We start from the raw sequence: 13,185 nt of genomic DNA, 5'->3' as shown, positions 1-13,185 counted from the left end.
GAAGCCGCGGGTTGAGACCTTATCCCCGCTGACCGAAGGATCCGATCATGGCGAAGAAGCCCGTGCCGTCACCCGCCGCAGACCATGCACTTCGTGACCACCAACCGGGAGAGGGCCAGCCGGCGCCGATTGACAGCAGAGGCGATGGCGATGAACTGCATCAGCAAGTCGGAGATGGAGTCGCCGATGCGGCGGCTTATCTCACCGATAATTTCGGTCACCGGATTTCGGACAACCAGAATTCGCTTCGCGCCGGCGCACGCGGGCCGACCTTGCTCGAGGATTTCGCCCTCCGCGAGAAAATCTTCCATTTCGACCATGAGCGCATTCCCGAACGCATCGTCCATGCGCGCGGGTCGGGCGCGCACGGCGTGTTCGAATGCACCAGGGCGATTCCCGAACTGACCAAGGCGTCGATCTTCCAGAAGGAAGGGGCGAGTTGTCCGGTCTTCGTTCGCTTCTCGACCGTCGCCGGCGGCGCCGGATCGGTCGACACGCCGCGTGACGTGCGCGGCTTTGCGGTCAAGCTCTACACCGAAACCGGTAATTGGGATCTGGTCGGCAACAATATCCCGGTCTTCTTCATCCAGGACGCGATGAAGTTCCCAGATCTCGTCCACAGCGTGAAGATGGAGGCCGACCGCGGTTATCCGCAGGCGGCGAGCGCACACGACACCTTCTGGGACTTCATCGGCCTGATGCCCGAATCGATGCATATGATCATGTGGGCGATGTCCGACCGCGCGATCCCGCGCAGCTTCCGCATGATCGAAGGCTTCGGCGTTCATACCTTCCGCTTCGTCAACGATGAGGGTGCGGGCAAATTCGTCAAATTCCACTGGAAGCCCGTGCTCGGCATCCAGTCGACGACATGGGACGAGGCGGTCAAGATCGCCGGTGCCGATCCCGATTTCCTGCGCCGCGACCTGTTCGAGGCGATCGATGTCGGCGACTTCCCGGCGTGGAATCTCGGCGTGCAGGTCTTCGACGAGGCGTTCGCGGCAAAGCAGCCCTATGACGTGCTCGACGCCACCAAGCTGATCCCCGAGGAGGATATCCCCGTCGAGATCGTCGGCCGCATGACGCTCAACCGCAACGTCGACAATTTCTTCGCCGAAACCGAGCAAGCCGCCTTCCTGCCGTCGAACATCATCCCCGGCATCGATTTCAGCAACGACCCGCTGCTGCAGGGCCGGCTCTTCTCCTATCTCGACACGCAGAAGTCGCGGCTAGGAACGACCAATTTCCACCAGATTCCTATCAATGCGCCCAAATGCCCCTTCCACAATTTCCAGCGCGACGGGATGATGCAGACGCTCGTGCCGACCGGGCGCGCCAATTACGAACCCAACAGCCTCGCCGAAGCGGGTGAGAATGGCGGTCCGCGGGAGAGTGCGGAGGCGGGCTTCACGACCTTCAGCGCCAACGACGAGCGCAACGATCCCGCGCAAAAGCTCCGTATCCGTGCCGAGCTATTCGCGGATCATTTCAGCCAGGCGCGGCTCTTCTACCTGTCGCAGACCGCGAATGAGCAGGCGCATATCGCCTCGGCGCTGGTCTTCGAACTGTCAAAGGTCACGCTCGATCACGTCCGCGCGCGTGTCGTCGGCCAGCTTCGCAACATCGACGAGGATCTGGCGAAGCGCGTTGCCGCGGGCCTCGCGATCGACCTGCCGCCCAAGGAAAGGGCTGCGCGAGCGCCGGTCGATCTCAAACCCTCCGATGCGCTGTCGATTCAGAAGAATGCCGATGACACAATGGAGGGCCGCAAGGTCGCGATCCTCTTTGCCGAAGGGTCGGACAAGATGGCGATTGACAAGCTGAAAGCCGATATCGAAGGCACCGGCGGTACCCCGTTCCTGGTCGCGCCCAAGGTCGGCGGGATCAAGGTCAAGGGCGGCACGCTCAAGGCCGATGGCCAACTCGCCGGATCGCCTTCGGTGCTGTTCGACGCGGTCGCCTCGATCCTGACAGAAGAACAGGCCAAGGCGCTTTCGGTGCAGGGTGCGGCGGTGCAGTGGTTCATGGACGCCTATGGCCATTGCAAGACCATCGCGCATGACGACGCGACCCAGATATTGCTCGACAAGGCGGGCGTCGAAAAGGACGGCGGCGTCGTTGCGATCGACGCCTTCGCCGATGTCGGCACGCGGCGTCATTGGGCGCGTGAAGCCAAGGTGCGCGATCTTGCCTGATCGCCTACGTTGATGGCGGCCGCGTCCGCGACCCATCACCGCGATCTCCGCACCGGCCGGTCGATCTGGTCGGCGCGGCGTCGTCCGGCGATCTCGTCAAGGCCTTTGACGCGCGATATCGCGTGCGATGCAATCGTCGTCGGTGCCGGCGTATCGGGCGCGTTGATCGCGGAGGCGCTGTCAGAAGCAGGGCTCACGACCGTCATCGTCGATCGTCGCGGCCCCGCCGAAGGGTCGACTGCGGCATCGACGGCGATGCTGCAATATGAACTCGACACGCCGCTCTCGCTGATGGCGGAGCGGATCGGGCGCGAGAAGGCCGAGCGCATCTGGCGCCGCTCGCGCCAGGCGGTCGATGCGCTGCGCGAGCGGACCGAGCGGCTGGGCCTCGCCGTCGACGGCGCGACGCGCGGTTCGATCTATCTCGATGGCAATGTCCTCGACGCCGACGGTCTGGCGCGCGAAGCCGACGCCCGCCGGCGCGCGGGTTTCGAGGTTGAGCTTCTCAAACCCGCCGCGGTGCTGGAGCGATACGGAATTGAGGGACGTCATGCGCTGATCGGTTTCGGCAATTATTCCGCCGACCCGCGCCGGATGACCCTTGGCTATCTGAACGCCGCCATCGCGCGCGGCGCCCGGCTCTATTCGCCGGTCGATATCTGCGACATCGACGCGCGCGAAGACGGCGTGACGCTTCACAGCGCGCGCGGTCCCGAGATCCGTGCGCGCCATGTGGTCATGGCGACGGGCTACGAGATGATGAAGGGCATCCCGCGCAAGGGAAACAGGATCATATCGAGCTGGTCGATCGCGACCCGCCCTCAGCCCCGCGCCATCTGGCCGACGGCCGCGATGATCTGGGAAGCCGCCGACCCCTATCTCTACATCCGCACCACCCCGCGCGGCGAGGTCATATGCGGCGGCGAGGATGAGGAAATCGCGGACGCGGGCGAACGCGACGCGAAGCTTCCCGACAAGATCAGAACCCTGTCGCGCAAGCTCGCCGCGCTGCTGCCGGGAATCGACGCGACTCCGGTCCATGGCTGGGCCGGCAGCTTCGGCGACAGCCCTGTCGGCACCCCGACGATCGGCCGCATCCCGCGCATGCCCAACTGCTATGCAGCCATGGGTTATGGCGGGAATGGCATCACCTTCTCGATGATGGCGGCGCAGATGCTGCGCGGGCTGATCTGCGGCTATGGCGATCCCGACGCGGACCTCGTCAGCTTCCATCGAAAATTCTAGGCGGGTCCGCGCAACGCAGTCGCGCCATCGCACCTGTCAGTGTCTTTTCCTGCTTCCGATGAGCAGCATGGTCTTGGCGCCGTCGCTGGTGTAGGGTCGATCCTTCACCGCCACCGATAGCGCGGCCGCTTTACCCATCGGCGCTCCATCATACCGAGTGCCGCCGGCATGGCGGCTCTTTCCGAAAGGATCGCTATTGCCCCATGACACCAGCCTTCTCGCCATGCTCGTTATGGGACTGGTCCTCGCTTTCATCGGCGGATTCATTGCCAGCAGGCTGAAGCTGCCGCCGCTCGTCGGCTATCTGCTCGCAGGCGTGGCGGTCGGCCCCTTCACTCCCGGCTTCGTCGGCGATGCTGCGCTGGCGAACCAGCTCGCGGAGATCGGCGTGATCCTGCTGATGTTCGGTGTCGGGCTGCATTTCTCGATCAAGGATTTGGTCGCTGTCCGCAGGATCGCCATCCCCGGCGCGCTCGTCCAGATCGTGGTTGCGGCCCTGCTCGGGGCGGGCCTGGTGCATCTCTGGGGCTGGACCACCGGGGCGGGCCTGGTTTTCGGTCTTGCCCTGTCGGTCGCGTCGACCGTCGTGCTGCTGCGCGCGCTCGAGCAGCGCAATACGCTCGATTCGATCAACGGCCGGATCGCCGTGGGTTGGCTGATCGTCGAGGATCTCGTCATGGTGCTGGCCCTTGTGTTGCTGCCGGCGTTAGGGCGCGCGCTGGGAGGGGAAGGAGCTTCGGGCGGCGCGGGCGATATCGCGCTCGTCTTGCTTGTCACGCTCGGAAAGGTTGCGCTGTTCCTTGCGCTTGTCCTGATCGTCGGAACGCGCGCCGCGCCCTGGATATTGGAACGTGTCGCCCGAACGGGCTCGCGCGAATTGTTCACTCTGTCGGTTCTCGCGACCGCGCTCGGTATCGCTTTCGGCTCGGCCGCCCTGTTCGGCGTGTCCTTCGCACTCGGCGCCTTCTTTGCTGGCGTGATCCTCAGCGAAAGCGATTTCAGTCATCGGGCGGCCGCGGACTCGCTGCCGTTGCAGGATGCTTTTGCCGTCCTGTTCTTCGTCTCGGTCGGGATGCTGTTCGATCCGGGCATCCTGGTCCGTGAACCGTCCGCCGTTCTGGCAGTGCTGGCGATCATTCTGGCCGGCAAGTCGGTTGCGGCGTTTGGGATCGTGCTGGCCTTCGGCTATCCGGCGCGGACGGCGCTGACCGTCTCGGCGAGCCTGGCGCAGATCGGCGAGTTCTCCTTCATCCTGATCGGCCTGGGCGTCACCTTGGGGCTGGTCGAGGCGGAAGCGAGGGACTTGGTCCTCGCCGGCGCGCTGCTGTCGATTACGCTCAATCCGCTCGTCTTCATCGCTTTCGACGGCTTCGAGAGATGGCTGCGACGACGACCGCGGCTGTTGGCATTGCTGGAGCGGGGAGGCGATGAGAGCCTTTCCCGTCTGCCCGACGCGAAGCACAGCAGCTTTCGCCATCACGCGGTCGTTGTCGGCTACGGCCGGGTCGGGCGCGTGGTCGGTAGGATGCTCAAGAGCGAAGGTCTTCCCGTTATCCTCGTCGACAAGGATCGACGCCGCGTCGAGGCGCTGCGCGAGCGCGGCATTACGGCCATCTATGGCGAAGCATCGACCCCGGGTATTCTCGAGGCGGCGGATATCGCCCAGGCGCGGCTGCTCGTGATCGCGACGCCGGATGGCTTTCAGACACGGCGCATCATCGAGATCGCGCGCGAGCTCAATCCCGAAATCGACACCGCGATCCGGACCCACAGCGAAGCCGAGGTCGCCCATCTCGAAGGTCAGGGCGTCGGCCTCGCGATCATGGGCGCGCGCGAGCTGTCGTTCGGCCTCGCCGGCTATGCGCTGCGCAGCCTCGGCATTTCGAAGAAGCGCGTAGCGGCCATCGTTCAGAAGGAGCGCGTATCCGGGGAAGGCGGCGCGTTCGAGCGCCGGCCCGACATACCGCCTCGCGAAGCGCCAGAACTGCGCCAGCGCCGGGGGGATGACGAGGATGCAGGCTGATCCGGTGCGCAGGCCCATTCTGCGTGGCGAATTGATGCCCGCATCATGTCCGTCTGTGATAGGATGTGTCATCACCCGATTTCGATCGCAAGCTTCCCGTGACTGAGAGACCTCGAGCTCCCGCTTGCCCAGCGGGAGTCTATTCGATGATTTCCATCCACGAACCCTCGCGATCTTTCGGCCGGATCATTCGGTTGTGGAACCGGCTTCTCCATCACGGGCTGGAACATGTTCCGCAAACGATGGGAAACGCGTTTCACCAGTCGCGGCGCCGGCGACACGACCTCGAGCGCGCAATCGAAAGCTGGGAGCGCGAAAACGACGCCTGCTCGGGGGCGCCGCAAACAGCCCATCCTCAAGTCGTGTCGTCGTCTTCTGTCCAGCATGCCCTTGAGCAATGGGACAATGAGGGCGGAGCACAACCAGCGAAAGGAACGCGATCATGATACTGCACAATCTCTTCGGCCGTCACCTCGTCGATTTCAAGGCGAGCCACTGGGATCGGGGGCGCTTCGTCAGCCATTGCACCGTTTGCGGTTGCGAGATGGTCAAACTACCCGGCTTGGTATGGCAGGCGAGCGGACGGCGGGGCTGAGACGATCGGCTCTGCCGCTCGACCGGACGGAATCGCTCTATTAGCGACCCGGCATGATAAACAGGAACAATGCCCTATCCCGCGCGTCTTCTCCATGCCCACTACCGGGCAATTGAAGAGAGGAGAATGGTCATGGTCAACCCCGACCAGAACCAGACCGGCAGCCAGCCGGGCCGCAAGTCGGAAGGCGAGCGCCAGCCCCAGCAGGAGGACGGCGGCCGCCGTCAGCCCGGCCAGCCGGACCGCGACAAGCGGCCTCAGCAGGGTGGAGAAGCGGAAAAGCCGGGCAAGCAGAGCAGCTAGTCCGAGCTAACCGATCGTCCCCAGGCCGGGCTGCGTGTCGATACGTGGCCCGGTTTCGTTTTGGAAGTGTCCTGCCGCGCTTCAAGTCATTCCCGCTCGCCGACAGTATCCGATTTCCCTTCACATGCGGGAACGGCATGCCTGTGCAACCGCGTCGGCAAGGCTGGCATAGCGATAGCCGTCTAGGAGATAGGTCGCGGCGGGCACGCGGGTAATGCCGTATCGATCGAGTGTTTCACGCTCGGCGGCGTCGATACCGCCGCATTTGCATGACCGGTCGTTGCCGGACGGGGTCTTGTCCATGTCGAAGCCTTTCAATCCTTGAGCTGGTCGAGAAGTGTCGTGATCCTGATCGTGGCGACGGTCGAAAAGGCGTCCGATATGGCATAGGGAAGCAGGATGCGCTCTCCGACCTTGATGGCGCCGCACGAATAGACGACGTTCGGGACATAGCCATGGCGCTCCGCGGTCGCGGGCTGGACGAGCGGTACGCGCGAGCGCCCGAGCACGCGCGAGGGATCGTCCTTATCGAGCAGAACCGCGCCGATCGAATAATGGCGTACGGGGCCGACGCCATGGGTGAAGAGCAGCCAGCCTTCGTCGAGTTCGATGGGCGAGCCGCAATTGCCGATTTGGACGAACTCCCAAGGATATTTGGGCTTCACGATCACCTCGCCGAGGCCCCATTCGTGGAGGTCGTCCGACAGGATGAGGTGCAGGCTCTCATTGTCGTGGCGCGCGATCATCGCATAGCGCCCGCCGATCTTTCGCGGAAAAAGCGCCATCCCCTTGTTGTGCGCCGCAGCGCCCTTGAGCGGTGCCAGATGGAATGTCACGAAGTCCCGGGTTTCGATCAGCTCCGACCTTATGCCGCTTCCGCTGTAGGCGGTGAAGGTCGCATAATAGATGGTCTGGCCTTCGTCGTGGAAGGCGACGAAGCGGGCATCCTCGATCCCGTTCGCCTGCCTCTCGGTGACGGGGAAGATCACCCGCTCCGCGATGTCGCTGGCGGGATCGAAGCCGAGTTCCAGACGATCGCCGACACGGGCGGTCACGACGGGCGTCGCGGCGAGCCGCGCGGGCGGGTCGATGGTAACGGTTCCGTCGGCGGCCAATATTCCCGACCGGAACGTCAGGGAAGAGATGTGGCCTTCGCCGACCGCGCGCAGGCTAAGGATGAAGCGGCGGCATCCTGCGGCGACTCCCGACTGGTCGGGGTGCGGCACGATGCTGGGATTGAACAGCGCGGCTGCTTCGAAGCTGTACTCATGAAGAAAGTAGGCGCCGACGAGCTGACGCTGCGCCTGCGAGAAGCTCTTGTGAGCTGTGAAGGCATCCTCCATTTCCGCGGCGCGCCGTTCGAATATTGCGGGGAGGTTGCGGTGCCGGTCGTCGAAGTTTCGCAGCGTTTCGGCAAGCAGCGCGTCGGTCTCGTCCGCGGTCATTGCGAGGACGCGGTCGACGATGTGATTGGCGCGGGTCTTGTCGACGGGATGCAGGTCTCGGGGTTCGACCGCCGGCCGGAACGGCCGGACGACGACGCGCGACGGGTCGGGCCGCAAGTGAAGCGCCTGCCGGTTGAAGAAGGGCGCGGATGGCGGAGCCCCGTCAGGCATTGATGGCTTCGTGTGTGGATGGGCTCGGCTGTGACGGCGCCCGCCGGTCCGCCGCTCTCAGGCGCTGCATATCGGCCAGCGCGAGCAGGAAGGATAGCACCGATTCGGCCCCCCGGTTCTCGTTCGCGCGGTCCGGGTGGAGGCCGTCGCGGCAACTGCCCGTCGCGAGGTCAGCCAGCTTGATGCCGAGATCGTTCGCGCCAAGAAACCATGCGAAGGCGCGCTCGGCTTCCGCACGCCACGAAGAGTCTGGATCGACGCCTTTCGCCGCGATACAGGCCGCGATCGTCGCGCAAGCCTCCAGCGGCTGTTGATCGAACGGTTCGGGACTATTGCGCGAGGTCATCAGGAAGCCATGCGAGCCGACGGGCCGGAAATGACCTTCGGGCGCCGTCTGCATCGCCACCAACCAGCGCAGACTTCGCAATCCCGCTTCGACCATGGTCGCCGAGAGCGCTGCGGCGCCCGTGACGATCAGCGCTTGCGGCAGCCGGGCGTTGTCATAGCTGAGGCCATTTTCGAACCATGTCCATTCGGGACCTTCCTGTTCGCCCAGCAACCTTTCGAGGCGGCCGGCGAGTTCGGCACGCAGGCGCGCGGCGGCATGATCTTCGGCATAAACCGCGCAATAGGATGCGAGGCCGAGCAAGGTGAACGCCCAGGACCGCGGTGAGGTGAAGGCCTCGACGTCGGCCAGCGCCTCGCTGAACAGCTCTTTTGCCCAGCGCGCATGGCCAAGGGAGCAGGCACGCGCACTATAGGCGCCCAGCGCCCAGAGCGTCCGCCCGTGACTGTCCTCCGAGCCCGCATCTTCCAGCCATCGCCGGTCGAAGCCCATGAAATTGCGAAAACGCCGATTGCCCGGATTCCAGCCGTGCTGGATGAAGGCCGCGAATGTGGATGACAGCCGGCGCGCCAGCGGCGCATCGGGGCCGTCGGCGAGACCGCAGCACAGGAGCAGCGCCCGTGCATTGTCGTCGATGCAATATCCATGACTGCGGTCGGCGATTGCGTGAACGGCATGCTGGAATATCCCCGTGTCGTCGGACATCGCGGCGAGATGGTCGAGCGAGATCGGTGGGAGGTCGGGTTGGACGTTCGTCCGCAGGCGGACTGGCCCGGGTTCGGGCATCCCCGCCTGGCCGCCGGACGCGAGCCTGCGCTCACGGCAAGCCTTGCGAAAGCTCGCGGCATAGCGCCGCGCCGAATTGGCCCAGATCATGGGGCGGCTCGCCGCATAGGCCTTGCGCCCCATCGCCAGACGTTCGGTGTCGTTGCCCAGCAGATCGGAAATCGCCGGGCCGAAGCCTGCCGGATTGTCGAACGGGATCAGGACGCCCGACCCGTCGGCGAGCAACTCGGCGGCGTGCCAATAGGGCGTGGAAACGACCGGACGCCCCAGACCATGCGAATAGGCGAGCGTTCCCGACGTCATTTGCGCCGCCGCCAGATAGGGCGTCGCATAGACATCGCACATCGCGATATGGTCGAGCAGTTCGGGGCGGTCGACGAAACGGTTGATGAACGCGACATGGTCATCGAGGCCAAGCTCGCGTACCCGCGCCGTCAGCGTGTCGCGATAACGCTCGCCCTCACGGGCCAGCAAGGCGGGGTGGGTGGCGCCCATCACCACATAGAGGACATCGGGCGTGCGCCGGACAATCTCGGGCATGGCCTCGATCATCGTCTCGATACCTTTGTTCGGGCTCATCAGCCCGAATGTCAGGATCACCTTGCGATCGGTAAACCCCAACCGCTCCTTGGCGGCTCGCGCCGAGGCGAGCGGAACATCGGGAATGCCGTGGGCGATAACGTCAATCTTCCCCGGATCGGCGCCATAGACATTGATCAGCATGTCGCGGGCCTTGTCGGCCATGACGACCACCCGCGCCGATGCGGTAACGATATCCTTCATGACGCGGCGCTGCGCCGTGGTCGGCCGATCGAGAACCGTGTGCAAGGTGGTGACGAGCGGCGCATCGAGCCTCGCTACGAGGCCGAGAATCAGCGCGCCTGCCTCGCCGCCGAAGATGCCGAACTCATGCTGGAGGCAGACGAGATCGAACGCCTCGCGATTGATGAAATCGGCGGCGGCGCGATAGTCGGCCACCTGGCCCTGCCGGATTGTCTTGCGGACGGCTGGCGGAAATTCGTGGTCGCCGCCCGGCTCGATCATCGCGACAATGGCCGTATCCGCAACCTCGCCGAGCGCGCCGACCGCGAGTTCGAGGTCGGTCGTGAAGGTGGCTATGCCGCAGCGGCGCGGGAGGGCATTGCCGACGAACGCGATCCGCAGCGCCGGCGTGTGCAGGCCATCTCAGTGCTTGCCTTTCGGTTTGGCGGTCATTTTCACCGCAGACGCCTCTTGGGCGGCAAGGGCAGTGAGTGCTTTGGGTTTTGCTGCCTTGGGCTTGCGGATCTCGCGATTGCTGCGCTTTTGCGATTTTGCCATGTCAGACGTCCTTCCGTTCGATCATCCGATACGAGAATTCGTCCGAACGCCGCGGGCGGGCCGAAGCGATCGCTCCGCTCCGGACATTCGGAGAAAGATAGGGACGGTGACGGTAGGGGAAGGATTTGAAGCACTGACCGAGGCTTTCGATCTTGCGCCGATATCGCATGACCTCCGAGGGTTTGGTCGCGGCGGAATAGCGCATCAGCGCGATCTGTTCGTCTTCGAGTAGCTGATTGAGGCACATGGTGCGTGCTCCTGCATCAAGCGAGAGCACAATTTTTGTCCCTCTGTCACGTGGAGCTTGTTCAAAATTCAGGTGATGAGGGCCTTATACCACGGATCGCGCAAACCACCCCACGAATTCGGGGCAATTCGAATGCCTATATGTTTATCATTGCGGCCAACACTTCCCGGGCAGAGCGACACCAACCTGACGGCAATGGCTATGATCTGTTGATTTTGGAGGATTTGCGCGCGGTTGCGAACGCAGTCGGCCGCACGCCTCGCCGGGGGCAATCGACCGCATTCGTATCGAGCCCGTTCGCTATTGGCTTGTCGTTTCCGCAGCGTTGCGCCGCGCGCGATCAATTCATTAGTCCTGCCTGGGCGGCCTGCCTATGTCATGGAGCGTATGAAGGCGCTCGCCGACGATTTGCCAGATATGGGCGGCCCCGCGATCGCCAAGGCGAACCGCCCCGGCTTCCTCGTCGACGGCAAATTGTTCCGAAGCATTGCCGTAGCGATATTCCGCGTCGAGCATCGCCCTTGAAATGACCTGTTCGCGATCAGGCGCATCGGCTTGTTCGCTCAAGCTGCGCTCCCGAATCCGCTGGCGGAGGAGTTCGGCGCGTTCATCATGGATGTTGACGTTTCGCCAAGTCTCCAAGGGCAATTGCCCGGTATGGCCGCGCGCGATGTCCTTGTCCGTCGATGGCCATGCAGAGCCGGGATTGACGGCGCTGCTGCTCCCACCGTCGTCCATCGATATATTGTCGGCAAGCGCTGCGAGCGCCATTTCATCGTATCCGAGCGACCGATAGATATCGCGGCCGATGACCCAGCGCGCTTCTTCTATCTCGGCCAGTCGATCGACTATATCTTCGAGTGCGGAGGCGCTGCGTTCTTGGGGCGTCATGCTGAGCGCCTTATGAATGAGAAGCTCGGCAATGAATGTGTCGCCGAGGAAATCCGCATATCCGGCAGCCTGCTCCGAGGTTGTCGGGTCGGCTTTGAGGCGGGCGGAACCGGGCCGCCTTTTGTCGGCAGGCCCGTCGTCGAGACCGCGCCGGTCGCGATATTCGGCGATCCGCCTGGCATAAGAGTCGGACAGATCGAAGCTGGACGGAGGATGTCCGTCGCGCCGCGCCCGGCTTACGGCAATCAAGGCCATCTGATGATGATAGAGAAGTTGATCGAAATCCATATTCCGTCTCCCGCGTGCGGGAGCGCGAAAGTCTCTCGGTCGCCAACATGCAAAAATGAGGCTGACGATACCCCCGTAGGTGGTGCGAACAACCGCTCTTTACAAGGCCAGATGGTCGCGCTGACCCGTTTCGCAGCGAACCACCGCGGTATCGTTGCGATCCCCAAGTCTGTGCGCCAGGAACGCATGGTCGAGAATTTCGCGATCCTCGACTTCCAGCTCGACGACGAGGATCTCGCCAGGATCGCGACCCTCGATCGGAAGGCCAGCAGCTTCTTCGATCACCGCGACCCGGCGAAGGTGAGGTGGCTCGGTACCCGCAAGCTTTAGGTCGATGAAAGGCTTCGCGCCGTCCCGGCGCGACGCAAATGCCGCACATGATCGAGAAGGCTGCCGCGACGGCGGTTCAACTTATGCCTGCCGAGACGGCCGAGCTTAGCCAAAGCCGAACAACCGCGGCGCGACGGCATTCCAGATGTCACTGCGTGCGATCCGCGACTCGGTCGTGTGGAACGGAATCAGGATCAGCGCAGCCCGGAGCGGTACCGGATGAATCGGTTCCACCCAAGCCCCCCAAGATCTGAATCATAGGACCCTCTCCCGGAAAATCGCCGGAAATCGTCTGGCTCGTCGGCTGTGGTCTTGGCTGTGAAGCGACGGGGTGCCACCGGCCAAACATTTGGTCAGCCGTTCGAAGCGCGCCGGATTTTGGATTCCCGCAAGGCCGGCGATATATTCGGGAGATAATTGGAGTCGCACCTATGGGAACGAAGGCCACTCGCGACCTGTGGGGCCAAGCCCTCGCCATCGAAAATCAGTTTGGCGATCGTGGGCCCGAGGTTCTCGCACGGCGTATCGACCGGCTGCGCGATGCTGGTGAAATCGAGGACGCGGAATTCTGGTCGCAGGTCGCCGGATGCCTGACCGATCTGCATGCGATCCGCCTGCCGGGCGCTTGCGCCGTCAATATGGACGGGCCGCGCGGCCAGCGCCAAAGTGCACACACGCCATGCAATTCGGCCTCGCCGGATACACCCGCGGAACGCGTGCAATTGAACTCAGTCGATCAGTTTCAGAGTGATTAGCTCGACCCTTTCTCTTCGACGGGTTCAATATCGGCTATCAAAGCACCCAGGCTGAATTTCGGCGCCGCTCGGTTGTCGGCTGCAAGCCGCTGTCGATCCGCAGCATTGCGAGCCGGCAAGCACGGGGCCGAACCCCCTCTCTTGTAAATGAGAAGCCGCTACCCCATCTCCATGAGATCGTCGGCGTCCTTTCGCTTGCCGGGGACTGAGAGACCATCGCGCTCCCGCTGAACGGGAGGTGGACG

Annotated in this window: 13 protein-coding genes; 7 read left to right on the top strand and 6 right to left on the bottom strand. The window is 63.7% G+C overall.

The annotated features are described in order from the left end of the window. Window positions 1-47: 47 nt before the first annotated feature. From FHR21_RS08285 to FHR21_RS08265, 5 genes are all read left to right on the top strand, one after another. Window positions 48-2,195 (top strand): catalase, encoded by a 2,148-nt coding sequence (locus FHR21_RS08285; RefSeq protein ID WP_184097110.1) that lies wholly within the window; start codon window positions 48-50, stop codon window positions 2,193-2,195. 12 nt (window positions 2,196-2,207) lie between these two features. Further along, window positions 2,208-3,440: an NAD(P)/FAD-dependent oxidoreductase gene (locus FHR21_RS08280; protein ID WP_246427113.1), complete on the top strand. Its 1,233-nt coding sequence runs from the start codon at window positions 2,208-2,210 to the stop codon at window positions 3,438-3,440. Between the two features lie 223 nt (window positions 3,441-3,663). After that, window positions 3,664-5,463 (top strand): cation:proton antiporter domain-containing protein, encoded by a 1,800-nt coding sequence (locus FHR21_RS08275; RefSeq protein ID WP_338113109.1) that lies wholly within the window; start codon window positions 3,664-3,666, stop codon window positions 5,461-5,463. Between the two features lie 442 nt (window positions 5,464-5,905). Next, window positions 5,906-6,058 (top strand): hypothetical protein, encoded by a 153-nt coding sequence (locus tag FHR21_RS08270; protein ID WP_156482940.1) that lies wholly within the window; start codon window positions 5,906-5,908, stop codon window positions 6,056-6,058. Between the two features lie 132 nt (window positions 6,059-6,190). Then, complete coding sequence (locus FHR21_RS08265) at window positions 6,191-6,361, top strand: hypothetical protein (protein ID WP_184097106.1); 171 nt, start codon at window positions 6,191-6,193, stop codon at window positions 6,359-6,361. Between the two features lie 120 nt (window positions 6,362-6,481). Here the strand turns inward: FHR21_RS08265 and FHR21_RS08260 are convergent, their stop codons facing one another. The 6 genes from FHR21_RS08260 to FHR21_RS08240 all read right to left on the bottom strand — a co-directional run bounded on the left by FHR21_RS08260 (window position 6,482) and on the right by FHR21_RS08240 (window position 11,855). Then, window positions 6,482-6,664 (bottom strand): hypothetical protein, encoded by a 183-nt coding sequence (locus FHR21_RS08260; protein ID WP_067184129.1) that lies wholly within the window; start codon window positions 6,662-6,664, stop codon window positions 6,482-6,484. 11 nt (window positions 6,665-6,675) lie between these two features. Continuing rightward, window positions 6,676-7,977 carry a glycoside hydrolase family 130 protein gene (locus FHR21_RS08255; protein ID WP_067105490.1) on the bottom strand — a complete coding sequence of 434 codons (1,302 nt, stop codon included), beginning with the start codon at window positions 7,975-7,977 and terminating at the stop codon, window positions 6,676-6,678. After that, a complete protein-coding gene (locus FHR21_RS08250) occupies window positions 7,970-10,153 on the bottom strand; it encodes a glycosyltransferase family 4 protein (RefSeq protein ID WP_246427112.1) in 2,184 nt (727 codons plus the stop codon). The genes FHR21_RS08255 and FHR21_RS08250 overlap by 8 nt, the downstream gene beginning before the upstream one ends. A 141-nt stretch (window positions 10,154-10,294) precedes the next feature. Continuing rightward, window positions 10,295-10,429: a hypothetical protein gene (locus tag FHR21_RS21050; RefSeq protein ID WP_255211373.1), complete on the bottom strand. Its 135-nt coding sequence runs from the start codon at window positions 10,427-10,429 to the stop codon at window positions 10,295-10,297. A 1-nt stretch (window position 10,430) separates the two neighbouring features. Beyond that, window positions 10,431-10,706, bottom strand: a complete 276-nt coding sequence (locus FHR21_RS08245; protein WP_148650869.1) for a hypothetical protein — start codon at window positions 10,704-10,706, stop codon at window positions 10,431-10,433. Between the two features lie 318 nt (window positions 10,707-11,024). Further along, complete coding sequence (locus tag FHR21_RS08240) at window positions 11,025-11,855, bottom strand: SDR family oxidoreductase (protein WP_067105487.1); 831 nt, start codon at window positions 11,853-11,855, stop codon at window positions 11,025-11,027. A 111-nt stretch (window positions 11,856-11,966) separates the two neighbouring features. Between FHR21_RS08240 and FHR21_RS08235 the strand changes: the two genes are divergently transcribed. Together FHR21_RS08235 and FHR21_RS08230 are read left to right on the top strand one after the other, a co-directional pair. Beyond that, window positions 11,967-12,185 (top strand): hypothetical protein, encoded by a 219-nt coding sequence (locus FHR21_RS08235; RefSeq protein ID WP_067184118.1) that lies wholly within the window; start codon window positions 11,967-11,969, stop codon window positions 12,183-12,185. Window positions 12,186-12,616: 431 nt separating this feature from the next. Further along, window positions 12,617-12,940 carry a DUF6961 family protein gene (locus FHR21_RS08230; RefSeq protein ID WP_067105485.1) on the top strand — a complete coding sequence of 108 codons (324 nt, stop codon included), beginning with the start codon at window positions 12,617-12,619 and terminating at the stop codon, window positions 12,938-12,940. Window positions 12,941-13,185 lie beyond the last annotated feature (245 nt).

It is taken from the genome of Sphingopyxis panaciterrulae (assembly GCF_014199295.1).
Classification (GTDB): domain Bacteria; phylum Pseudomonadota; class Alphaproteobacteria; order Sphingomonadales; family Sphingomonadaceae; genus Sphingopyxis; species Sphingopyxis panaciterrulae.
The sequence above is the reverse complement of the archived record's forward strand: the minus strand, read 5'-3'. Positions and strand labels throughout refer to the sequence as shown.

What these genes read in the sequence shown, in the direction of transcription:
- FHR21_RS08275 (WP_338113109.1), top strand. Translation starts at nt 3,664, where the DNA reads ATGCTCGTTATGGGACTGGTCCTCGCTTTCATCGGCGGATTCATTGCC.
- FHR21_RS08235 (WP_067184118.1), top strand. Translation starts at nt 11,967, where the DNA reads ATGGTCGCGCTGACCCGTTTCGCAGCGAACCACCGCGGTATCGTTGCG.
- FHR21_RS08260 (WP_067184129.1), bottom strand. Translation starts at nt 6,664, where the DNA reads ATGGACAAGACCCCGTCCGGCAACGACCGGTCATGCAAATGCGGCGGT.
- FHR21_RS21050 (WP_255211373.1), bottom strand. Translation starts at nt 10,429, where the DNA reads ATGGCAAAATCGCAAAAGCGCAGCAATCGCGAGATCCGCAAGCCCAAG.
- FHR21_RS08280 (WP_246427113.1), top strand. Translation starts at nt 2,208, where the DNA reads ATGGCGGCCGCGTCCGCGACCCATCACCGCGATCTCCGCACCGGCCGG.
- FHR21_RS08255 (WP_067105490.1), bottom strand. Translation starts at nt 7,977, where the DNA reads ATGCCTGACGGGGCTCCGCCATCCGCGCCCTTCTTCAACCGGCAGGCG.
- FHR21_RS08285 (WP_184097110.1), top strand. Translation starts at nt 48, where the DNA reads ATGGCGAAGAAGCCCGTGCCGTCACCCGCCGCAGACCATGCACTTCGT.
- FHR21_RS08240 (WP_067105487.1), bottom strand. Translation starts at nt 11,855, where the DNA reads ATGGATTTCGATCAACTTCTCTATCATCATCAGATGGCCTTGATTGCC.
- FHR21_RS08230 (WP_067105485.1), top strand. Translation starts at nt 12,617, where the DNA reads ATGGGAACGAAGGCCACTCGCGACCTGTGGGGCCAAGCCCTCGCCATC.
- FHR21_RS08270 (WP_156482940.1), top strand. Translation starts at nt 5,906, where the DNA reads ATGATACTGCACAATCTCTTCGGCCGTCACCTCGTCGATTTCAAGGCG.
- FHR21_RS08265 (WP_184097106.1), top strand. Translation starts at nt 6,191, where the DNA reads ATGGTCAACCCCGACCAGAACCAGACCGGCAGCCAGCCGGGCCGCAAG.
- FHR21_RS08250 (WP_246427112.1), bottom strand. Translation starts at nt 10,153, where the DNA reads ATGATCGAGCCGGGCGGCGACCACGAATTTCCGCCAGCCGTCCGCAAG.